Raw genomic sequence first — 23,615 nt, 5'->3', positions numbered from 1 at the left:
GAGATGCAGAAATTTGTTCAGGGAATAGTAGGGTTTTCTTTAAAAAACTCCATCATTGTATTTTTTCTAACCGCATTATTGGTGGTTGCAGGAGTCATAAGTTATCTTAATACGCCGATTGAAGCCTTTCCGGATGTAACCAATACCAGAGCTAGAATCATTACACAATGGTCTGGAAGAAGTGCAGAAGAAGTTGAGAAATTTGTTACGCTACGTATCATGAAGGAGATGAACACTATCCCAAAAAAGGCGGAAGTTCGTTCTATTTCTCTATTTGGTTTGTCTGTAGTTACTGTAATATTCGAAGACGGTATTGATGATTTTTATGCCCAGCAATACGCTGCAAACAGGCTTCAGGGGATTGACCTTCCAGAGGGAGCCCAAGCAGAAATAGAACCCCCTTTCGGTGCGACGGGTGAAATTTTTCGCTATGTAATAAAAAGTGATCGGCCTATAAAGGAGCTGACTGCTATTCAGGATTGGGTGATAGAACGTGAACTCGTAGCCGTTCCTGGAATTGCGAATGTGGTAAGTTTTGGAGGTGAAGAAAAGATTTACGAAATAAAAATAAATCCAACAGAGTTGGCAAACTACGACCTTTCTCCATTGGAAGTGTTTGAAGCTGTATCCAAAACGAACATCAATGTAGGTGGAGATGTGATCGAAAGAGGTTCACAAGCCTATGTTGTTCGCGGTGTGGGTTTATTGGAAAGCATAGGTGATATTGAAAACATATTAATTGAAGTTAGAGGTTCAACACCTATTTTAGTAAAGCACGTTGCAGAAGTAAGTTTAGGGGCAAAACCCAGATTGGGGCAGGTAACCCTACAGGATGATGACGACCTGGTTCAAGGTGTTGTTTTGATGCTCAGAGGAGAAAATCCCGGGGATGTAATTGCCAGGTTGAAAGAAAAAATAAGTGATCTAAATGACCGGGTATTGCCCAAAGATGTCAAGATTGAGCCATTTATCGATCGCACGGAACTTGTAGAGGCAACAGTAGGAACGGTTAGCAAAAACTTAATTGAAGGAATCCTTTTGGTTTCTATTATTGTTTTTGTTTTCCTATTCAATTGGCGAACAACGGTTATTGTAGCTTCTGTAATACCACTTTCATTTCTTTTTGCATTAATAATGCTTCGCATTCAGGGTTTGCCCGCCAACCTAATATCGATGGGTGCAATAGATTTCGGTTTATTACTGGAAGGCACGCTAGTAATAGTGGAAACCGTATTTGTCGCCATGGAGAAACGAGCCCATCAATTGGGGATGGCCAGATTCAATCGAACAAGCAAATTGGGATTGATAAAAAGGAGCACAGGAAGTGTAGCAACCTATATTGTGTTTGCTCAAATAATATTAATTGTGGCATTGCTTCCAATTTTTTCTTTTCAAAAGGTTGAGGGAAAAATGTTCTCTCCATTGGCTTTTACATTGGGATATGCCTTGTTGGGTTCGCTTATTTTAAGTATCACTTATGTCCCCGCATTGTGTAAAGTATTATTGACCAAAAACATTGTTGAAAGGGAAAATTTTATTTCACGTTTTTTCCGTACCAATCTGTTTAAGCTTTTTTTATGGAGTAATAAAAGAAGAAAAGCAATCCTTGTAGGGTTTGCAGCAATCTTATTGGCATGTACTGTGAGTTTTATGTTTTATGGAACAGAATTCATCCCCAAACTCAACGAGGGGGCTTTGTATGTAAGGGCTACACTACCTAATAGCGTTAACCTTGAAGAATCTGTAAGGATTTCGAAAGAAATGAAAGGTAAAATCAGAGAATTTGAGGAAGTGAAATTTGTCTTGACACAAACTGGCCGACCCAATGATGGCACAGATCCTACTGGATTTTTTAACAATGAATTTCACATTCAGCTTTATCCTGAAAACGAATGGGTAAGCAATAAAAGCAAAGTAGAGTTGATTGATGAAATGAGGCAAACCCTTCAAAGTTATCCTGGAATAGTTTTAGGCTTTAGCCAGCCAATTCAAGACAATGTTGAGGAATATGTAGCTGGAGTAAAAAGCTCATTGGTCATAAAAATATTTGGAAATGATTTGTTTGAATTAGAAAAATATGCCGATAAGGTTGCTGACAACATCAGAAATGTAGAAGGAATTACAGATTTAAATGTTTACCGTAACATTGGCTTGCCTGAGTTGAGAATCAAGTTAGACGAAAGTAAAATGGGTAAATATGGCGTATCAATGGAAGAGGCACAGTCCGTAGTTGAAATGGCCATTGGAGGTAGGGCTGCGACCACTTTCTACGACAATGAACGTATGTTTGATGTCCGCCTTCGTTTCCAAAAAGAATACAGGGATGACCAACATAGAATCGGAGAAATTTTAATCCCTACCATGGCAGGTAAAAAGATTCCCCTGAGAGAAATTGCTGATATCAGTTTCATTACCGGTCCAACTTTTATCTATAGAGAGGGAAGTAGCCGCTACATAGCTGTTGGTTTTAGTATCGAAGGCCGAGATTTAGGAAGCACTATAGCCGAGGCCAAAAAGAAAGTGGCGGATAATGTTGAATTACCAAAAGCCAATAAAATGATTTGGGCTGGAGAATTCGAAAGTAAGGAAAGAGCTACTAAACAGTTAACAGCCATTGTACCAGCAGTTTTACTGTTAATTTTGTTCCTGTTGTATTTCAACTTCGGGAACCTGAAGGACACGCTTATTGCTGCCAGCACCATCCCCTTTGCCTTTATAGGTGGCTTTGCTTCACTTTGGGCCACACAAACTATTTTCGGAATATCTGCAGGAATAGGATTTATCATTCTTTTTGGTGTAAATACAATTAATGGGATTATTTTAATTGCCGAAATGAAGGAAAATCTGCGCACCATGTGCTTAAAAGATGCCATCTCTAACGGTGTTTATAGCCGCATCAGACCTATTGTAATGATCGCTTTAATGGGGTCAATGGGATTGCTTCCTGCAGCGTTATCAACAGGAATGGGTTCCGAAATTCAAAAGCCTTTGGCGATTATGATTGTTGGAGGATTATTGATTTGTATGATCCTTTCATTAACTGTATTGCCTCAATTTTTTTATTGGGCATACAGGAAATCAAACCATAAAAATTAATGGAAAGATTCAGTTAAACCTAGAAAGGAAAGAATGCATTTGAACCACTGGTCGAAAATAGGGTCTTCTGCATTCTTTCTATTCAATAGTTTTTGAAGTGTTTAGAGTGAGTAATGTTTTGAATTCCAGCTGTTTAAGTTTTGAAAAACCTCCTTTTCTTCAGTGACTTTATCCAAAACAATGGCAATAGCGCCATCTCCAGTGACATTACAGGCAGTGCCAAAACTGTCCATGGCGATGTATAGCGCAATCATTAAACCTATCATCTCTTCGTTAAAGCCGAGCATGGATTGCAAGATGCCTACTGCGGCCATAATGGCTCCTCCAGGTACTCCTGGCGCTGCAATCATAGCGATACCCAAAACAAAAATAAAACCTGAAAAGAGCGAAAAGGTATATGGCATACCAAATAATATCATCAAGGCCATGGCACAAGCAGTGATCTTCATGATACTGCCAGACAGGTGAATGGTAGCACATAAGGGAATAACAAAACCTGCAATTTTATCGGAAACACCATTCTTAAGGGCTTGTTCTAAGGTCACAGGAATGGTGGCTGCAGAAGATTGGGTGCCTAACGCCGTAAAATAAGCAGGCATCATGTTAAGCAATAATTTAAAAGGGTTTTTCTTCGTAACTACTCCTGCAATGATGTATTGAAGCAATAATAATAGAACGTGTAAGGTGAAAATTACCCCAATAATGCTTATGAAAACCGAAAAAATTGAAAAAACTTGTCCGCTAAAGGACATTTTGGTGAAAATACCCAAAATGAAAAGCGGCAAGAGAGGGATAATTACATTCTCTATCAATTGCATGATGATTTTTTGAAAGTCTCTCACCATCAATTTTAAATTTGATTCTTCCTGCGAAGAAAGGCCTATTCCAACTACAAAAGCAAAAACAAGCGCTGACATCACGTCGAGTAAAGGAGGAATATTTATACTGAAATAAGGTGTTAGTTTAGGGCCTTCTTCTGCAATTGGAGCAGCTCCATTGACATGTGATTCCAACAGCATGGGAAAAATACCAGAAGTAGTAATGTAGGTCATAAAACCTGAAAACAAGGTGGAGCCATAAGCAATGGCAGCAGTCATTAACAATAATTTCACTGCTCCTTTTCCTAAATCAGCTATTGCTGGCATTATTAACCCCATTATTATTAATGGGATAGCGAAATTTAAAAACTGTCCGAAAAAAGCATTAAATGTGGTAAATACGCGATTGATTGATTCAGGTAGGTATTGCCCGAAAATAAGACCCAATACTATGGCAATAAAAACTTTAAACAGTAAGTTCGAAAATATGCGCTTCATAATTTATGCTAAATGATAGGGAAGCTTGTCCCAGTTGTAATTTTACGTTTGCTAATATACAGCCATTGTAATAAAGGTACATTTTTAGGGTACCTTATTTTGTATGAAAGGCTTGTAATCATGTTGCTCAATATATTTAAAATAGGCAAGATTTTCTACATTAGGGTCTGCTATCCAGCGTTAGTATACTACTAAATCTTTTTAAAAATATGGAGTAAGCATTTTTGTGTAGGATTTTTAATTTTGGCTCTGGTTTTACCATAGTCGTATTTGTTAAACTAACAGTATTTAATTACGGGCGTCAGAATTCATCCAACTTTTGCCCTTTAAAGGTTCATTTTTATTGGACCGGTAAAACTTCACTAGATAAATAAAATAAGATGAAAATAAACCTGAAAATTTGGCTGGCATTAATTTTAACTAGTGCTATAATGGCTTGCTCGGTAAAAAACCAAGAAGGAGTGAACCTATCAGAGGCAAAAATCCTGATTTCGGCCCAAATTAAATCGCCTATTCAGGAAACTGCGGGAGATATTCTTCTGGAAGAAATTGAAAAGCGAACAGCTCTTCCTCTTGATATAACGAATAACTGGGATGCCAAAACCACCATTGCGCTAGCATTAGCTAGTGAAAAGAATTTGTTTGGTGAGAGTATTCCTTTACGTGATAGCATAAATTCACAAGAATTTCAAAAGGAAGGCTATCGTGTTTTTCATGAAAACAAAGGGGACAAAAATACCATTTGGATCATTGGGGCAGATGCTCGAGGGATTTTATATGGGATCGGTAAATTCCTAAGAACAGCCAAAATGAACAGTGGTAATATTATTATTGATTCGAATATAGATTTTTCAGAAGCCCCGGAATACGCCTTACGTGGGCATCAGTTTGGGTATCGGAATACCGCCAATTCCTGGGATTCCTGGACGGTGGAGCAATTTGACCAACATTTTAGAGAGCAAGTGCTTTTTGGTGCCAATAGTTTTGAAAATATTCCTTTTCAAAAACCCAATTCAAGTCCTCACTTTAAGGTAAACCCTCAAGTAATGGAGGTGGAGTTAAGTAAAATTTGCGAAAAATACGATGCAGAATATTGGGTATGGACACCTGCCCCCCATGATTTGACCATAGAAAATGCACATCAAGAAGGGTTAGTAGAACAAGAAGCATTTTATGCCAAATGCCCTAGGTTAGATGGTGTTTTTGTTCCGGGTGGTGACCCGGGTGAAAACCATCCTGCCCAGTTGATCCCCTATTTAAACGATTTATCAGAAATTTTGAAGCAGTATCATCCGGATGCGGGGATTTGGGTTTCTTTGCAGGGCTTCAATAAAGAAAAAGTAGAATATTTTTTTGATTACTTAGAACAGAATAACCCTGATTGGCTCAAAGGCTTGGTGTACGGACCAAGTAGTCCTCCTATTACTTTGGAGAGAAAGTTATTGCCCGAAAAATACCAGCATCGATTTTATCCGGACATTACCCATACCGTTAGGTGCCAATATCCTGTAGACAATTGGGATCAAGCCTTTGCATTGACATTGGGCAGGGAACCTAGTAATCCTCAGCCTTTGATGTATACTGAGCTTTTTAATAGAGACAGCCAATTTACAGATGGTTTCATAACCTATTCTGATGGTACCCATGATGATGTTAACAAAGTGCTTTGGAGTCAATTGGGAGTAAATCCCGATAAAGATCCCAAAGAAATCATTTTTGAATACAGCCAATTCTTCTTTGGTCCAGCCGTCGCTGAAGCTGCTGCACAAGGTATATTTGCTTTGGAAGAGAACTGGGATGGTCCAATTGCTAAAAATGAGTCAATTAAGGAAACCTTGGCATTGTGGAAAAGGTTGGAAGAAAACCATCCCGAATTGGCTGATAATTGGAGGTGGCAACAATTAGTGATGAGGGCTTATTACGACGCTTATATTCAAGACAGACAGGCTTATGAAAAAATGCTTGAAACCGAAGCCTATTCAATCTTATCCCAAGCCAATACCATTGGTGCTGATAAAGCTATGAAGCAAGCCTTGAAACTTCTCAACAAAGCGGATACTGAACCTGTTTCTCAAGACTTGAAGAGGATTGTTTTTGATTATGGTGAAAAACTATTTCAATCCATAGGGGCTCAGAGTAGTGTTGAAAAATACCAGGCAAGTGGTGCAGAAAGAGGAGCGGTACTTGATTTTATAGATTATCCCTTGAACAATAGATGGTGGTTGGAAGATGAGTTTAAAAAAATCGCCACGTTTAAAACTGAGACCGAAAAATTAGAACGCTTGAAATTTATTAAAAATTATGAACTCGCAGGAGAAGGTGGTTTTTATGACAATATATCCAGTGCCGATGCCATGCATGTCACCTCCAAAACAAATGATGCGATAGATTTTCTATGGGAAAATGACGGTTTAAGCAGAAAACGGCTTTCAACACAATTGTTTCAATTTAGACCCACTTTGGAATACACTGAGTTGGAAGCTAATTCCGATTATTTGATTCGTGTTTCAGGTTATGGGGAGGCCCTATTGAGAGCTAACGGGCAGCGGCTACAACCTACAAAGTATAAAAAGGACTTTGAAGAATTTAAAGAATTCCCCCTTTCACAAGATTTGATTAAGGATGGTAAATTGAAGCTTAGCTTCGACAAACCAGATGAAGATCATTTGAATTGGAGAAAGCAGTCACGTGTTACTGATGTTTGGATTATCAAACAATAAAAATGGAGATTAAGGACAAAGTGCCATTTGAAAAGGAACTTTACCCGCTAAAAGGAATTGTCACGGTACTCAATACACCTTTTACCCAGGAGGATACAATTGATTATAAGGCGTTAAAAGACAATGTACTTAATGCTTTAAATGCAGGGGTTGCTGGTTTTTTAGTGCCTGCAATGGCTGCTGAGGTTTATAAACTTTCCTATCTCGAGCGAGAAAAGATGCTCACTCTTGTTTTAGAAACGGTGGAGGATAGGGTGCCGGTTATTGGAGGAGCAGGGGAACAGGATTTATCCAAAAGCAAAGTCCTATTGAAAAACTATATCAAGCTGGGCTGTAAAAATGTGTTGTTCCAAATCCCGTTTGTGGATGAGCAACAATTCAGTAATCACTTTGAGGAATTGGCTACACTTGGGCCAGAAATGATCATGCTCCAAGATTGGAATGCCACGGGATACGGGTTGCCGGACGACCTTATTTGTAATTTGTTTGAAGAAGTGCCTGCTTTCAGATGTTTAAAAATTGAAACTGTTCCGGCAGGTCTCAAATATTCACGGATTTTGGAATTGACGAAAGGGAAATTGAACGTAAGTGGAGGTTGGGCAGTTTCCCAAATGGTTGAAGGGCTGCATCGTGGTGTCCATGCCTTTATGCCAACAGGCATGCATTCCATTTATACGACTATATATCGTCTCTATGAGGAAGGAAAACCTAAGGAAGCGGAAGCGCTGTTTGAGAAGATTATACCTGTTCTGGCCTTTTCCAATCAACACCTTGACATCTCCATTCATTTTTTTAAACGCCTGCTTTACCGGCAAGGTATTTACGCTACTCCCAATGTGCGAAATCCAATTTTGTCCTTTGATGCGTTACATCAAAAATTGGCAGACAAACATATAGATCGTATTTTGCACATTGAAAAAGAATTGGAAACCCTAAGTTTAAATAAAGCTTGATTTTCATTTAGGTACGTACATTCCTTGTCGAGGATGGTTGGAAAACTTCCTTAAATTATCAGGGTTAATAATTTACTTGTTTTTTTAATGAAGAAGTTAATAATTATTGGTGGAGGTCCTGCGGCACTTATTCTCGCAGCAGAGCTAGACACTAAAAAGTATAAAGTGACCATTTTTGATAAGAAAAAGACAGTAGGTCGAAAATTTTTAGTTGCTGGTGAAGGTGGCTTGAACCTGACCTTTAATGCTGGCTTAGAAGCACTCACAAATCAATACTTTCCTAAAGAGTTTATGACTCCTGTCCTCCATCAATTTACCAATCAGGACCTGATGAGTTGGCTAAGTAAACATGAAATCCCAACTTTCATCGGCTCAAGTAATCGGGTTTTTCCAAAACTCGGAATTAAGCCTATTGAGGTACTTAATAAAATTACAACTTTTATCTCAGACAGGAATATCGAATTTCAGCTAGATACAAAATGGGAAGGCTGGAATGGGGAGGGGCATTTGTGTTTTCGTGATATGAAAGACATTGATACTGATATTGTTGTGTTTGCGATGGGAGGGGCAAGCTGGAAGGTAACTGGTTCTGATGGGGGATGGAAAAAAACTTTTGAAGATCGCGGGATAAGCGTGCAGCCATTTAGAGCAGCTAATTGTGCTTTTGAGGTAGATTGGGATAAAACCTTTATCGCTACACACGAAGGGAAACCTTTAAAGAATATAGCCCTGTCTTTCGATGGGCATAGTTCTAAAGGAGAGTTGAATATTTCCAAATTTGGACTTGAGGGCAATGCCATTTATGCCTTGAGTCAAAAGATTCAAGAAAAATTGCTTGACGAAGAAAGTCTCATTATCCATTTGGACTTAAAACCTACCATGACAGTAGATCAGTTGAAGGCAAAATACAAACGTTCTCGACAAATCAAGGTGACCGATGTTTTGAATAAGGATTTAAATCTTGACCGTACGGCCATTGCCTTGTTAAAGCAATGCTGTGACAAAGATACCTTTTCAAATCCAGAGATGCTGGTGAAAACAATCAAGTCTGTACCCATTGTTATCAAATCTGCAGGAGAATTGGATGAAGCAATATCAACTTTAGGTGGTGTCGATCTAGATGAAATAGATGGAAATTTTCAGTTAAAGAAATTACCTAATTCTTATGCTATTGGAGAAATGCTGGACTGGTATGCGCCAACTGGTGGCTATTTGTTGCAAGGATGCTTTAGCATGGGGTTTGTCTTGGCTAAATATTTGAATGCTCAGGAAGATAAAGAATAGGGGGATGAGCTTGTCTTGAGTGTAACCTTAAGGTTAGGCGTAGATAAATCAAATTTCAGTTATACTTCACTTAGTTCGTTTGGCTTGAGAGAATTGATTCACAAATTGAGCTTTCATATTATTCTAATTTATTTACCCTTATATCAAACAGGGTATCCTCTTTTTTTTGTAACCTTGGTTGAAATGATCCCAATACCAAATTGAAGACTTTATTCGAAAGGCAAAATCTATAAGACCGGAAGCATCAAAGAGCAAATGCTAACCATGATTTAATTCTAGATATTAAATACGCACCTTGTTTAAGGAAGAAATTAATGTTTGCTATTTAGAGTGGTCTGCATAATTGAGAAAGTGTATTGGTTTTGTTTTAATAACGAATAAAGCTAACACCTATTTTTTGCATGTTCACGGCAAAAAATAGGCTTGAAGCCATTTTATAGAGATAATTTATGAGTGAACTATTTTACCATTTTGGAGTGGCATTGGCAATCGGCTTATTGATTGGGCTAGAACGGGAATTTAAAAAGTCCGATGAAGCGCAACAATTTCTTTTTGGTGGGATTCGTACTTTTCCTTTGCTAGCACTTATTGGTTGTTCAGCTGCAATGTTAGGTGAATTGATGGATTCACCTTGGGGATTTGCCATTCCTATGGTTATTGCAGGAGCTTTTTTAGTTGTGGCCTACATTGGCACTGTTAAAAAGAGAGACTTTGGAATGACCACCGAAGTAGCCGCACTGCTCACCATTATAATCGGTATTATATGCTACTATGGCGAAATAGAACTTGCTGCAGCTTTGGGCATAATTGTTTTGGTTTTACTTTCTTTTAAAGTAAAGCTGCATGAGTTTAGTAAAATGCTTACCAGAGAAGAGATTGTCAGTTTGGCCAAATTTGGCCTTATGACAGCCATTGTGCTACCAATACTTCCGGATGAGCCTACGCTTCCTTCCCCGTTTGATGTTTTGATTCTCAGAAATATATGGCTAATGGTCGTCTTAGTGACTGCTATAGGCATGGTTGGTTATTTTCTAAAAAAGCTTATTGGAAACCGTAAAGCAATTGTTTTAACTGGCTTCATTGGAGGCTTGGTTTCAAGTACGGCAGTAACCTTGTCTTTTTCTTCTCAAAGTAAAGGTCGTCCAACCTTATCCAAAGCATTTACCATTGCGATCATCGTTTCTTGGATTACTATGTTTCTTCGTATACTAGTGGAAGTAGTTGTTGTAAATTCAAGTCTCATCAAAGAGATGTGGATACCTATGACTGCTGCAGCAGTAGTAGGTGGTTTGTATTGTTGGTTCCTTTACATGAAAGATGGGAAACATGAAGCCATTGCTGAGGAGGTCAACGTAGAAAAACCTTTTTCCTTGAAGAAATCATTAATTTTTGGTGGCCTTTATGCCGCTGTTATTGTTATAGCGAATATCGCTCAGATTAATTTTGGTGATAAGGGGATTTACTTGTCAGCAATTGCCGCAGGGTTTACAGATGTGGATGCAATTACACTCACAATGGCGGAGATGAGCCAGGTGTCAGGAACGGTTGAGCCAAGCGTAGCCATTCGGGCAATATCCCTGGCGGCGGTTTCCAATACCTTGGTGAAGGCAACAATTGTCTTGTTTACAGCTCATAAAATACTGAAAAAAGATATTTTACCAGGAGTTTTACTGATTGTTTTTGCCGCATTGATTGCTGCTTATTTTGTCTGAACAAGTAGTATTCAAAATGATTGCATCGAATAGTCCTAAGGAGTATAGACCTAGTCATTGAAGATTCTCATTCCCATATTTACCATTTTTAGCAGCGCATTTACCTTTATATACCAATGTGATATTACGACCTTTGATTAAATTAAAATGAGTCAAGGGGTAGCATTCCCAACTGTGACTGACTGTAATCTAAAAAATCAAAAGACATGAAAATAGCCGTAACATCTGCAAGTGGAAAATTGGGCGCATCCATTGTGAAACAATTGGTGAAAGAAATTGGAATAGAGCAAGTAATAGGAATTGCCAGGACACCAGAAAGAGCTAAACACCTTGGCGTTGAAATTAGAAAGGGTGACTACAATAATCGGGGACAATTCGACGAAGCACTGAAAGATATTGATGTGGTTTTACTTGTTTCTGGTATGGATGAGCCTCAAAAAAGAATCCAACAACATAGAAATGTTATTGAAGCAGCAAAGTTAAATGGAGTTAAAAAAATAGTCTATACAAGTATAATTGGAGATGAGAAAAACACTGCGTTTAGCCCAGTGGTATCAAGTAATAGGCAGACTGAAAAAGATGTACAAGCTTCCGGTCTCCAATGGGTTATCGGCAGGAATGGAATTTATATCGAGCCTGATCTTGAATACATTAACCAATATATTGAAGAGGACGGAATTAGGAATTGTGCAGGCGAGGGGAAATGTGCTTACACGAGCCGGGGAGAATTGAGCCAGGCCTACGTGAACATGCTATTGCATGAAAAACACAATGGTCAGTTATACAACCTTGCAGGTAATCCAATTACACAAACAGAATTAGCCGATATTATTAATAAAGTTTACGGTACCAGTCTTTCCTATTATCCAGTGTCCGTAGAGGCATATCAGAAAGAGCGAAAAGAGGCCTTAGGGGATTTTATAGGAACTGTTATTGCTGGTATCTATGAAGGAATTCAAATTGGAGCGAACAATGTACCATCGGATTTTGATAAAGCTACAGGAAGGCCACATAAAGCCCCATTGGAAATGGTGGAGGAAATAAAGGCTAACATTATATAATTACTATAACTTTTGTTGAGCCAGTGAGTATTCATTTTGCGTTAAGATTTACATAGAACCTTGACTTTTTTGGTTCGTTTTTGTGTCATAGCCTGCCCTGATTTAATTCACTCAGGGCCTCCCTTGAAGCGTAGCAACTCAGGGACAAAAATGAACAGGAAGAAATAAGGCTAACCAGTAGCTTAAGCCTTAAAATTATATTAAGCGGTTAATTCATGCCTATAAATATATAATTTGATGGAATTAGGATTGAAAAGAAAAAAACAAGCAAAATTTAAATTCGGTACAATGGGAATTATTGATAGTATCTTAAAAAAGGTAGTGTTACAAGAAGCATTAATTGTAGAAAAAACAAAGCTTTCAGATGCAGCATATAAAATCCGATTAAAATCCGAAGGAATTGCGTCGGCAGATTTTGTTCCAGGCTATTTTTTACGGTTAGGAATTGGAATTGACAAAGAAGAAGTTTCAATGAAGGATAAGATAAGGAGCTATAGTGTTTGGGATATTAATAAATCTGAAGGATATATGGACCTTGCCATAGCCACTCACAGTAAGGGAATGGGGTCCAATTGGGTAGAACAATGCCAGCCAGGAGAAGATGTTTATTTTAAGTGGAAAAAAGGTAATTTTTTAGTGGACAATTCAGCAGACAGTTACCTAATGATAGGAGATTTGTCCGCATTGTCCCATTTGTATATGATTCATAGAGCTCTCCCTGCAGGTAAAAATGTAGAAAGTATAATTTATAGTCATAATAAAAATGAATTGTTCCCAGATATTTCAGGAACAGAACCTTTTGATTTTTATGGGTTGCCTACTAATCCCAAAGAGGAGATTATGGACTTGGTAAAAGCGCGTGTTAGCAAGATGTCAGGCAAGAAAATGGTTTATATCGCAGGGGATAGCAGGATATGTGCGCAGTTAAACCAGTATTTTAGAAAGGAATTGAAATGGGAAACCAAGCAAATTAAAACCAAGCCTTTTTGGAATCCAGACAAAAAAGGGCTTGAGTAGGATTACCACTCGATTATATATTTAAACGAACAAGGAAAGTATGCCTTTACGGCATTCTTAGGAAAAAAGGCCTAAAAAAATCACTATTAGAAGAATTTCACCTAAAATATTCATTAGAGAGTCAATAGAATGTTACTAGGTTTAAATAGCTAACAATCATGAAGTCAATTAAATACCAAAACGTGTCAAGCCCATCCATTGATGTCAAAAGACGCCATCAAATAGTTACAGGGATAATTCTTTTATTGGGGTTCATCTTTATACAGTCTTGTCAAAGTTCTCCGGAAGCAATCACAGTTCAGGAGTCGGTCCATCCAAATATTGAGAAATTAAAAAAACAGTCTTCTGAATTTATTCAAGAAATCATTCAATTGAATGAAAATGTATATGTGGCAGTTGGCTTTGATGGTTCAAATGCTTCCATGGTTATTGGTAAGGATGGGGTAGTGATCAAAGATGCGCTCCGGGCTTTGGGAGCTGCCGAGAAGGTAGCCGAAAAGTTTAAAAAAATATCAAATAAACCAGTTAAAGCAGTTATTTATACGCATGGTCACGAAGATCATACTGGTGGAACTTCAGCATTTATAGACAATAGTAATGAGGTGAAAATTATAGCTAGAGAAGGGTTTAAGGAAGAATTAGAGGGAAATTCACCTGTTGAACCCTTAAGAAATTTAGCTGACCAGCAAATAAATGCTCCTGCAAGAAATTACTACCTTTCCTATGCCTTGGAAATGGAAAAGAATTTATAGTAGGTAACCCATATTTTTGACTTAGGTTTTAATTTCTGTATCGTAGTCTAATACTAGGTCTGAAAAAAGCGCAATTGGCAATAGAAATGTTAGCTGTAAGCATGAAAACATTTGGCCCACGGTTTTAATCGTGGGTTTTTTTGGCTCATTACTATTTAAAACAGTTTCAAAAATTGGCTTCCCTTTTCTCTTATTGTCCTGAAGTTTGGATCCTTTCGAGTAAAAGAATTTCTTTATTAAAATTGAGGGCCTAAAATAACCGCTCAATAGTAAGTGGTATCAATATTCATCAATTTTCACTTAATATTCTGGAAATTAGGCTAGCTACTTATTCCGAAAAATAGTACCATTATTTAAAATAAAAGTAATAGTGTCTCTAAGAGTCCTGTGTTATATTTGATCAAGCAAAAAACGGATATGACTATAAAAATGAGAGAAAGCCTAGTACTAAAAAAGTTAAGGGCCGGAGAAAACGTTTGTTCTTTTAAAGTAAACCTGGCAGATGCACGAGTTGTGGAAATTGCTGCTCAGGCAGGTTTTGACTGTTTATGGCTAGATCAAGAGCATATAGGTCAGGATTGGTCTATTTTGGCTTCCCAGATATGGGCAGCCAAATCCCAAGGGAAAGACACCTTGGTAAGAGTGCCTAGAGGCAGTTATAGCGATTATGTGAAACCATTAGAACTCGATGCCAGTGGCATTATGGTTCCTCATATAATGAACTTGGCGGATGCTAAGAAGGTAATTGGAATGACTCGTTTTCACCCCATTGGCAAGAGAGCCATTGACGGTGGAAATGCAGATGGAGGCTACGCAGCTGGTAATTTTAAGGACTATCTCAGAGATGCCAACCAACAGCGTTTTGTCATCTTCCAGATTGAAGATCCAGAACCTTTGGAAGACATAGAAGCCATCGCTCAGCTGGAAGGTTTTGACATGTTGTTTTTTGGCCCTGGAGATTTCAGCCAGGCGATAGGAGCTCCAGGAGATATGGATCATCCTAAAATTCAGGAAGCCAGGCAAAAAGTGGTAGAAGTTGCCAAGAAATACGGGAAATTTGCGGGTACTACTGGGCCATTAACTAAAGTGGCTGAATATCAAAAAATGGGTTACCAGTTTATGAGTATTGGTGCAGATGTTTTGACACTTACTAAATATTGCAGTGACTTGGTGACAGGCTTCCAAAATGGACCTGAAGAAGCGGGCAATGATAAGGACTATTACGCTGCCAAGAAATGATCAATAAGCCTTTAGGAAATACAGGAATTGGCGTTTCTCAAATAGCTTTCGGAGGAGTGGAAATAGGCTTGCCCTATGGTCCTGGTATAACCTCTGAAAAGGACATGCTTCAGGAAAGTGAAGCAGTAGCGCTGCTGCTACAAGCCTTAGATTCCGGCGTGAATTTTTTCGATACGGCGAGGATGTATGGTAAAAGCGAAGAGCTAATCGGTAAAGCATTTTCCCAACATCGTAAAGAGGTTGTAATCTGCACAAAATGCCAGCATTTAAGAGATGCTTCAGGAAATTTACCTGATGAGAAAGCTTTGGTAAAGATCATTCGGCAATCCCTTGAAGGAAGTTTGAAAGCTCTGCGGATGGAAACTGTGGATGTATTAATGTTGCACCAGGCAGACATTGAAATTTTACAAAATGAGGCCGTTTGTCGTACTTTTGAGGACATTATAAAGGAGGGGCTTTCCATGGCTATTGGTGCCTCTACCTACACTGTGGAGGAGTCTGAAGTGGCGATTAATTCAGGTTTATGGGAAGTGATTCAATTGCCTTATAATCTTTTGGATCAGCGTCAGAGCAAGGTATTTGATTTGGGAGCTGAAAAAGGAGTAGGGATGGTGGTTCGTTCTGTTTTGTTACGAGGGATGCTCAGTGATCGTGGAAAAAATCTAAAGGCGCCTTTGGCCGAAATTGAAAAACACATTGCCAATTATGCTGTTCTTGCAGCAGAAGAAGGACTAACATTGCCAGAATATGCAACGCGATTTGTTCTTGACCAACCAAACGTATCATCGGTGTTGGTAGGTATAGACAAACCGCTCTATTTGGAAAAGGCATTGGAAACAGCCCATCAGCCAGCATTAAGTAAGAAATTAATGGATGGAGCCATTCCATTTCCCGATCCGGAATTCATCAATATTCCTTATTGGGATAGAATGGGTTGGCTTTAGTCTGAAATGTAACGGCAACAAAATATTGAACCAAGTTTACCTTCAAACGAAAGAAACATGTTAAAAATAGGAATGATAGGAATGAGCCCGGGAAATGCCCATCCCTACTCCTGGTCCTCAATCATAAATGGGACATTTGATGGCGAACTTATCAGTGCCATAGGTTATCCCGCTGTGGCAGATTATCTCCAGGCTAACATAGACACGCTGGGTATTCCAGGGGCGTCGGTCAGTCATGTTTGGAGCCAAGATCTTGAGGTTAGTCAAAGCATTGCGAAAAATGCGGGGATCCCATTTGTCGTGGACAAACTTGAGGACCTGATAGGTGAGGTGGATGCAGTCATTCTTGGTAGAGATGATCCAGAGAACCATGTGGAAATGGCCAAGCCTTTTCTGGATGCAGGTATACCACTATTTATTGATAAACCATTGGTCTATTCCCAAGAGGATCTGGATTATTTTATTGAGCAACACCATTTAGGTAAGGTTTTCATGTCCTGTTCTTCAATGCGTTATTCCCAGGAATGTCGGACAGTGAAAACTGGCATAAGGTCCTTGGGGAAAATTCATTTGGTTACGGCAGTAGGGAAGAAGGATTGGAAAAAATATGGAGTCCATCTTTTGGAAGCACTCTTTAGCACCCTGGGTGATCCAAAACCAGTAAAGGTACAGCATATCGGAGAAGAGGATGAGGACATTGTATTGGTTACTTTCGAAAATGGAATCAAAGCAACGGTACATTTATTTAAGGATATCTGTGGGACTTTCCAGCTTAGCTTTTTCGGTGACAAGGGCTGGAAAATAGCTGACATACAGAACTCTTATTCTATGTTTAGGGACAATCTGATCGTATTTATTGATGCGCTTAGGGATGAAAAGCCCTATTTGGAATTCGCTAAAACAGCTGCTATTATGCAAGTAGTGATAGGAGCGAAAGAAAGTTTTGAAAATGGAGGTAAGGTGATTAATTTAGAAAAACATGGACGTTAAAGAATTATTTAGCTTAAAAGGAAAAATAATTGTAGTCACTGGTGGTTCGGGCCAATATGGAAAATGCCTGGTTGAAGGTTTGGCCGAAGCAGGAGGAACTGTCATTACTACCTCTAGAGACCTACAATCGGCAGAAAAGACAGCTGCTTTGTTTCGTGAGAAAGGTTTAGATGTGCACTCTATGGAAGTGGACCAAGGGGATACCGAATCAGTTGGGCGCTTTACCAAAAGCCTAAAAGATAAGTTTGGCAAATTGCATGTCTTCGTAAACAATGCCGTTTCCAGACCTATGAAAGGTTACAATGCTCCTTTGGCGGATTTTGATGAATCGATGCGGGTAAATGCGACGGGGATGTGGGATTTGCTAAAGTCCATGTCAGACCTGATAATAGCCAGTGGGGGTGGAGCAGTGATCAATATCAGCTCCATGATGGGAATGAAAGGGCCCGATTTAACTAATTATGAAGGCACCAGTATGGGGGATTTGCCTCCTGATTATTTCTTCCACAATGCTGGGTTGATCAACCTTAGTCGCTTTATGGCCAAGATGAACGCAGGTAAAAACATTCGATTTAACTGCATCTCTCCTGGTGGGTTGTTTAATAATCAGCCAGAGAAATTTGTTGAGAATTATAACAAAAAAGTGCCAATGAAACGGATGGCCAATAATGATGACATCAAGGGACTAGCCGTTTTGCTAGCATCTGATGCAGGGGCCTATATCAATGGTGAAAACATCTTAATGGATGGAGGATTAAATGCCTGATTCAAATGCCCACAGCACCACAAAGTCTCCATTTTCTCTAGTAGGGAAATGCATCTGGGTGCTAGGAGGAGCGGGATATTTGGGTCAAGAGGTTGTGCGTTTTCTTTGTTCGCAAGGAGCAAAGGTATTGTGCATAGACAGAGAAGACAAGGCAATGGCTTTTGAAAAAGAAGCTAAGCTGGGCAGTTTATTATTTTCTGCCAGTTTTGACCTCTCGAATACGGATGACATCCCTGGATTTGTCATCGAAAAAAAAGATGAATTAGGCGTGCCAGATGGTCTGGTAAATTTGGCCTATGCTGCTAGTGCAAAGTCCTTTGAAGCCATGGAAGCTGCGGACTTTGATCAGGTAAATCATGCCGGGCTCACGGCAACCTTTGTACTTGCCAAAGCGGTGGGAGCCATTATGTCAGAAAAGAAACGGGGAAGCATTTTGTTATTTGGCAGTATGTATGGAATGCAAGCTCCAGATAAGCAAATGTACAAGCCTCCTATGCTTCCAAACCCTATAGAATATGGGGTAGGTAAAGCTGGAATCATACAGATGGCAAAATACTTGGGCATGTATTATGGCCCTAAAAACATTAGGTGTAATAGCATATCCCCAGGTCCATTCCCCAACAGCCAGGTGCAGCAAGATCACCCGGAATTTGTTAAACGATTGGAACAAAAAACTTTCCTAGGAAGAGTAGGTGTAGCGCGTGAGGTGGGAGGAGCAGTGTGTTTTTTACTCTCGGATGCTTCCAGCTATATTACAGGTCATAACCTGGTACTGGATGGTGGATGGACTGCCTGGTAATAAAATAGTTAAAACAATTAAAGAAGATTAAAATGAAAAAGATAGTACATCCCAAAAGAGATTTAAGTTTTGATACAGGCGCTTATTCAGACGCTATATTAACGGATGGTTTTTTATTCGTTTCAGGACAAGCATCAGTGGATTTCGAAACCTCAGAGTTTAAGTTAGGAACCATTGAAGAAGAGACGCAAAGAACGCTGGACAATATAAAAGCGATCATCGAAGCTGCTGGAGGAACAATGGACAATGTAGTAAAGTGTACCGTTCACTTGTCAGATATCTCTGAGTTTGATCGCTACAATAAAGTGTATGCCAGCTATTTCAAAAACACCAAGCCTGCCCGTATCACGGTTCAATCTGTGTTGGCAGAAAACCTAAAGGTGGAAATAGACTGTATCGCTAAAATACCCACTGAAAAATGAGTAAACGACTGATTCTAGATGCGCATTTAGACTTGTCTATGAATGCCATAGAGTGGAACAGGGATTTGAGTAGACCTCTTTCGGAAATCAGGCAGTCAGAAATGCATATGCCAGACAAACCTGACAGAGGCAGGGGAACCGTTTGTTTACCAGAGCTTAGAAAAGGCAAGATTGGGATAGTGGTGGCCACACAATTGGCCCGGTATTCTCCGCCTGATTCTGCCCTTTCAGGCTGGAATTCTCCGCAACAGGCTTGGGCCATGACGCAGGCTCAATTGGCCTGGTACCGAGAAATGGAAGTTCAGGGAGAGATGAAGCAAATTTTGAACCGCAAGGACCTGGATCAGATGGTGGATTTATGGGAAGATGATTCCATTCCAGATGAGAAGAAGCCAATTGGTTATCTATTACACCTTGAAGGTGGCGATTCTCTGGTATCTCCTGATTATCTTGATAGGGCTTATGCTTATGGTTTACGGGCTTTAGGCCTTTCTCATTTTGGTCCTGGTAGGTATGCTCCCGGCACAAAGTCAGAGGGACCTATTACCGAATTGGGTAAGGAATTGCTTCAAAAAATGGGGCAGTATAATATGATTTTAGATGTAACACACCTTACTGATCAAGGATTTGAGCAGGCCATGGATTTGTATAACGGACCCATTTGGGCCAGCCATCACAATGTGCGTAAAATTGTACCGAACCAGCGACAACTGACCGATGCTCAGATCAAAAATCTGGTGAAGCGTGGGGCTGTCATTGGTGGAATGCTAGACTGTTGGGCCATGGATATTCGGTTTATTGATACCATTTCAGATCCTTGGCAATTAGACATTAAACTGGAGCATCTGGTAGACCATTGGGACCATATTTGCCAGTTGGCTGGGAACAGTGAACATATCGGTATAGGCAGTGATTTAGATGGAATATTTGGTACAGAGCAATCTCCCTGGGACCTTAATTCCATAGCAGACCTTCAGAAGTATGAAGAAATTTTAGATAGAAGAGGCTATACATCGAAAGACATTGACAATATATTCCATGGAAATTTCCTTCGATTTATGAGAAATGCTTTACCAGAAAGCTGATTTTTCACCTAACATAATTTACTCCAAAAATGTCAAATAATTTTCAGGCTGGTGCAGCCAGTGTCGATATAACTCCCCCCTTAGGTACCATTATTAACGGAGACTTTGTCACGCATTATGCACAGAAAGTGCACGACTCCTTGCATGCCAAAGCCTTGGTGCTGAAAAATGAGGAAACTACTTTGGTAATTGTAGTGGTCGACATTTGCATAATGGGTAAAGAATTACTGGATGGTACCAAGGCAATCATCCAAAATAAATTTGGGATTTCACCCGAACAGGTACTGATCTCAGCCACCCATACCCATGCCTCAGGAGCAGTAGAAGAGGTGCACATGGTGCCTGCTGATTTGGCGTATAGGAAACGCCTACCAAACCTAATAGTGGAGGCAGTTGAAAAGGCGCTAAGTCAGTTAAAACCTGCTCAAATAGCCTTCGGGAAAGCTGATGCCCCTGAATATGTAATGTGTCGCCGGTACTGGATGAAAGACAGCTATACTTCTCTAAATCCTGTGACAGAGAAAGCAGATTTGATGAAAACCAATCCTTTTGGAGTGGAAGATGAGATCATAAAACCCCTTAATACGCCAGACCCTGAATTAGGGTTTTTGGCGGTAAAAGGTTTGGATGAGCAATGGATAGCACTTCTAGGTAATTACTCCCTTCATTATGTTGGAGATTGGGAAAACGGAACCATTTCAGCTGATTATTTCGGGGAATTTTCCAATGCTTTGAAAGAAAAGTTGGGAGCGGCCGACGAATTTGTAGGCATGATGAGCAATGGCACAAGTGGGGACATCAATATTTGGGATTTTAGCGGACAAAAGAAATTTCCAGATGGGGAACTGGCTAAAAGTAAGAAAATAGGGAATGATTTAGCTGACAAGGTGGTGGAGAATTTGAAAAATTTGGAGTGGAACCAGGAACCATATCTTAATAATAGTTTTGCACTCGTAAAGGCTGGCCGAAGAATACCAATTAGGGATGAACTGGAAACAGCCAGTGCAATTTTGGCTTTAGGAGGTCTTGAGGATTTAAAGCCGGATACCGAAGGATGGCGAAAGCTTTATGCAAGGGAACAAATGTTGCTCCACGAATTTGCCAAAGCAGCGGAAAGTCCAGTGCAGGTCTTTCACATTGGCGAAGGGAAAATAGGTGCTTTGCCTGGAGAGTTCTTTGCTGAAACAGGTTTAAAGATTAAAGCTGAGGTTAATTGTTCTTATTTTACCATTAGTCTTGCCAATGACAATGTAGGGTATGTACCTCCAGCCCATGAAATTGATAAAGGAGGCTATGAAACCTGGAGATGTAGAATAAGTAATCTTTTGCCGGAGGCGGAGGAATTGTTTAGAAAAAAACTGCTTGAATTAATTCACGACAATAAAAATTCTTAATTTTGATTTCAGTTAAAATCAAAGAGTGGAGAAAGAAAAGTGGTTGGAACATTTAAGGGGAAGGGTGCCTGAGAACGCCATGTCCTATTGTTTTTCCCTTTGGGAAGAGGAACCTTTTGTCTTTGAAATTACCAAATCTAGAAGTTCTAAATTAGGTGATTTTCGCTATCGAAAAGACAAAAGCATTCAAAAAATTACCATCAATCATGACCTAAATCCATACCAATTTTTAATTACTTTCATTCACGAGGTGGCCCATCATCGGGTTTTTAGCAAGTACAAAGACAGAATAGGGAATGGGATTATGCCTCACGGCGTGGAGTGGAAGCAATCGTTCAGATGGCTGATGGCTCCCATGTTGCATGAACGCGTGTTTCCAAAGGATGTTTTAATCCCGCTGCGGTTGTATATGGGGAATCCTAAAGCCTCAACTGGTGCTGATTTTTTCTTAATGAAGGAATTGCGGAAATATGACAAAAATGACTTCACTTTTGTGCACCCTTTATTGGGAGATCTTCCTCAACATGCTCATTTCGAGTTACGAAAGAGAGTATTTAAGAAAGTGCGCACCCAGAGGTCAAGAGTGCTTTGTCAAGAAATTTCCACTGGAAGAAATTACCTGATATCAAATAATGCGGTTGTCAAAGAAGTGGATGGTCCAGGAGATATTCCATTTTAGTTCTTGTATTTAAGCATAAATAAGTCCGTCCGTATTGACTTATTGCTCTCCTGAAATTTTATTTCGGGCATTGACACCCAAGGTTCTTAGTTTTTCAGCTTGTGACAGGAGGTTTCCCTTGCCTGTTTTAAGTTGCTTTATGGCATTTGCATAGCTATCCTGTGACCTGTCCAAGTGTTTGCCTACGTCTTCCAGACTATTTACAAAATTTGAAAGTTTGTCATACAGTTTGCCTCCTCTTTCAGCTATTTCCAAGGCATTTTTTGATTGATCATCTCTAATCCATAGGTCTTTAATCATCTTAAGGGCTGCAATAAGATTGCTGCTGCTAATCAATAGTACCCGTTTTTTATAAGCATATTCCCAGATTTGAGGATCGGCCTGAAGGGCTACGATATAAGCGGCTTCGAGTGGAATGAACATGATTACGAAGTCCAAAGCTTTTGCATAGCTCTCATACTGTTTAGCAGAAAGCTGGTCAATATGGGTTTTTATAGCCTTAATATGAAGATCAAGAGCTAACTTTTGTTCTCTTTCATCGATAGTACTACTGTATTTTTCGTAGGCGATTAATGATATTTTACTGTCTATGATTACCTTTTTGTCGTCTGGGTAGTGAATGATCACATCGGGTTGCATTCGTTTGCCATCTTGACCGATAAGGGGATGACCATTTTCATCTTTTAAAAATCCCTGAATGCTATAATGTCGGTCTTTTTCCAACCCCGAGTTTTGAAGGATGGTTTCCAATATGGCCTCACCCCAATTGCCTCTGATTTTGGCATTTCCTTTCAAAGCATTGGTAAGGTTTTTTGCTTCTTGGCTGATTTGCTGGTTGAGCAATGCTAATTCTTTGACCTTACCTTCAAGAGAAAAACGTTCCCTAGATTCCATGGCATAGGCTTCCTGTACTTGTTTTTTAAATGCCTCCAATTCCCTCCCCAATGGATGGAGAATGTTTTCAATATTAACCTGGTTTTGGCTAGTAAATTTTTTGGCTTTTTCTTCTAGAATTTTATTGGCTAGCAATTCAAATTCTTGCTGAAATTGGCTACCAATCTTGTTAAGCTCTTGTTTTTGGAAGGTTAGCTTTTCTTCCAAATAAAGCAATTGGCTGTCCAATTTTCCTTTATCCAGTGCTAGCTGATAGTTTTCTTTTTCGAGTAACTTGATTGAAATCGAAAGGCTTGAATTGTTTTTTTTGATACCCTCCTGTTGTTCCAGGAGGACTTGGTATTTCTCGCTGTAACGTTCCTTTTCCAAGGTCAGCGCATTTAGATTTTTATTCAAAAGATCGCGCTTTTGTTGAGATTGATACAGAAATATAGCCAAAGCGGCTATGATTCCAACCATTAACAACAAAAGCGCAACCAGTTCAATTGCCAT

At 39.5% G+C, this 23,615-nt stretch carries 19 protein-coding genes; 17 read left to right on the top strand and 2 right to left on the bottom strand.

Annotation, left to right across the window (positions count from 1 at the left end):
- Positions 1-3: 3 nt before the first annotated feature.
- Complete coding sequence (locus tag AAC073_RS02320) at positions 4-3,096, top strand: CusA/CzcA family heavy metal efflux RND transporter (RefSeq protein ID WP_339922217.1); 3,093 nt, start codon at positions 4-6, stop codon at positions 3,094-3,096.
- A 101-nt stretch (positions 3,097-3,197) separates the two neighbouring features.
- Here the strand turns inward: AAC073_RS02320 and AAC073_RS02315 are convergent, their stop codons facing one another.
- Positions 3,198-4,412 carry a dicarboxylate/amino acid:cation symporter gene (locus tag AAC073_RS02315; protein ID WP_339922216.1) on the bottom strand — a complete coding sequence of 405 codons (1,215 nt, stop codon included), beginning with the start codon at positions 4,410-4,412 and terminating at the stop codon, positions 3,198-3,200.
- Between the two features lie 380 nt (positions 4,413-4,792).
- Here AAC073_RS02315 and AAC073_RS02310 point away from each other — a divergent pair, with 380 nt between their 5' ends.
- From AAC073_RS02310 to AAC073_RS02235, 16 genes are all read left to right on the top strand, one after another.
- Positions 4,793-7,132, top strand: coding sequence for a hypothetical protein (locus AAC073_RS02310; protein ID WP_339922215.1), 2,340 nt, complete (start codon positions 4,793-4,795; stop codon positions 7,130-7,132).
- Between the two features lie 2 nt (positions 7,133-7,134).
- Entirely contained in the window at positions 7,135-8,085 is a 951-nt protein-coding gene (locus tag AAC073_RS02305; protein ID WP_339922214.1) for a dihydrodipicolinate synthase family protein, read from the top strand.
- An 87-nt stretch (positions 8,086-8,172) separates the two neighbouring features.
- Positions 8,173-9,369: a TIGR03862 family flavoprotein gene (locus AAC073_RS02300; protein WP_339922213.1), complete on the top strand. Its 1,197-nt coding sequence runs from the start codon at positions 8,173-8,175 to the stop codon at positions 9,367-9,369.
- A 449-nt stretch (positions 9,370-9,818) separates the two neighbouring features.
- Entirely contained in the window at positions 9,819-11,081 is a 1,263-nt protein-coding gene (locus AAC073_RS02295) for an MgtC/SapB family protein (RefSeq protein ID WP_339922212.1), read from the top strand.
- A gap of 206 nt (positions 11,082-11,287) precedes the next feature.
- Entirely contained in the window at positions 11,288-12,142 is an 855-nt protein-coding gene (locus AAC073_RS02290; RefSeq protein ID WP_339922211.1) for an SDR family oxidoreductase, read from the top strand.
- Between the two features lie 288 nt (positions 12,143-12,430).
- Positions 12,431-13,159, top strand: coding sequence for an SIP domain-containing protein (locus AAC073_RS02285; RefSeq protein ID WP_339922210.1), 729 nt, complete (start codon positions 12,431-12,433; stop codon positions 13,157-13,159).
- A gap of 158 nt (positions 13,160-13,317) precedes the next feature.
- Positions 13,318-13,911: an MBL fold metallo-hydrolase gene (locus tag AAC073_RS02280; RefSeq protein ID WP_339922209.1), complete on the top strand. Its 594-nt coding sequence runs from the start codon at positions 13,318-13,320 to the stop codon at positions 13,909-13,911.
- Positions 13,912-14,340: 429 nt separating this feature from the next.
- Positions 14,341-15,150, top strand: coding sequence for an aldolase/citrate lyase family protein (locus AAC073_RS02275; protein WP_339922208.1), 810 nt, complete (start codon positions 14,341-14,343; stop codon positions 15,148-15,150).
- Positions 15,147-16,094, top strand: a complete 948-nt coding sequence (locus AAC073_RS02270) for an aldo/keto reductase (RefSeq protein ID WP_339922207.1) — start codon at positions 15,147-15,149, stop codon at positions 16,092-16,094. The genes AAC073_RS02275 and AAC073_RS02270 overlap by 4 nt, the downstream gene beginning before the upstream one ends.
- 57 nt (positions 16,095-16,151) lie before the next feature.
- Positions 16,152-17,084 carry a Gfo/Idh/MocA family oxidoreductase gene (locus tag AAC073_RS02265; protein ID WP_339922206.1) on the top strand — a complete coding sequence of 311 codons (933 nt, stop codon included), beginning with the start codon at positions 16,152-16,154 and terminating at the stop codon, positions 17,082-17,084.
- Positions 17,074-17,850: an SDR family oxidoreductase gene (locus AAC073_RS02260; protein WP_339922205.1), complete on the top strand. Its 777-nt coding sequence runs from the start codon at positions 17,074-17,076 to the stop codon at positions 17,848-17,850. Before AAC073_RS02265 ends, AAC073_RS02260 begins: the two co-directional genes overlap by 11 nt.
- Positions 17,843-18,649 (top strand): SDR family oxidoreductase, encoded by an 807-nt coding sequence (locus AAC073_RS02255; RefSeq protein ID WP_339922204.1) that lies wholly within the window; start codon positions 17,843-17,845, stop codon positions 18,647-18,649. The genes AAC073_RS02260 and AAC073_RS02255 overlap by 8 nt, the downstream gene beginning before the upstream one ends.
- A 32-nt stretch (positions 18,650-18,681) precedes the next feature.
- Complete coding sequence (locus AAC073_RS02250) at positions 18,682-19,071, top strand: Rid family detoxifying hydrolase (protein WP_339922203.1); 390 nt, start codon at positions 18,682-18,684, stop codon at positions 19,069-19,071.
- The gene (locus AAC073_RS02245; protein ID WP_339922202.1) at positions 19,068-20,156 is read left to right on the top strand and encodes a membrane dipeptidase; all 1,089 of its coding nucleotides are present in this window, start codon (positions 19,068-19,070) and stop codon (positions 20,154-20,156) included. The genes AAC073_RS02250 and AAC073_RS02245 overlap by 4 nt, the downstream gene beginning before the upstream one ends.
- A 29-nt stretch (positions 20,157-20,185) precedes the next feature.
- Positions 20,186-21,550, top strand: a complete 1,365-nt coding sequence (locus AAC073_RS02240) for a neutral/alkaline non-lysosomal ceramidase N-terminal domain-containing protein (protein ID WP_339922201.1) — start codon at positions 20,186-20,188, stop codon at positions 21,548-21,550.
- A gap of 25 nt (positions 21,551-21,575) precedes the next feature.
- On the top strand, positions 21,576-22,229 hold the full coding sequence (locus AAC073_RS02235; RefSeq protein WP_339922200.1) for a transcription elongation protein SprT: 654 nt from the start codon (positions 21,576-21,578) through the stop codon (positions 22,227-22,229).
- A 39-nt stretch (positions 22,230-22,268) separates the two neighbouring features.
- On the opposite strand, the gene AAC073_RS02230 is transcribed toward AAC073_RS02235, so the two are convergent.
- Positions 22,269-23,615: a DNA recombination protein RmuC gene (locus AAC073_RS02230; protein WP_339922199.1), complete on the bottom strand. Its 1,347-nt coding sequence runs from the start codon at positions 23,613-23,615 to the stop codon at positions 22,269-22,271.

Origin of the sequence: uncultured Cyclobacterium sp. (assembly GCF_963977555.1) — a bacterium.
Lineage (GTDB): Bacteria > Bacteroidota > Bacteroidia > Cytophagales > Cyclobacteriaceae > Cyclobacterium.
The sequence above is the reverse complement of the archived record's forward strand: the minus strand, read 5'-3'. Positions and strand labels throughout refer to the sequence as shown.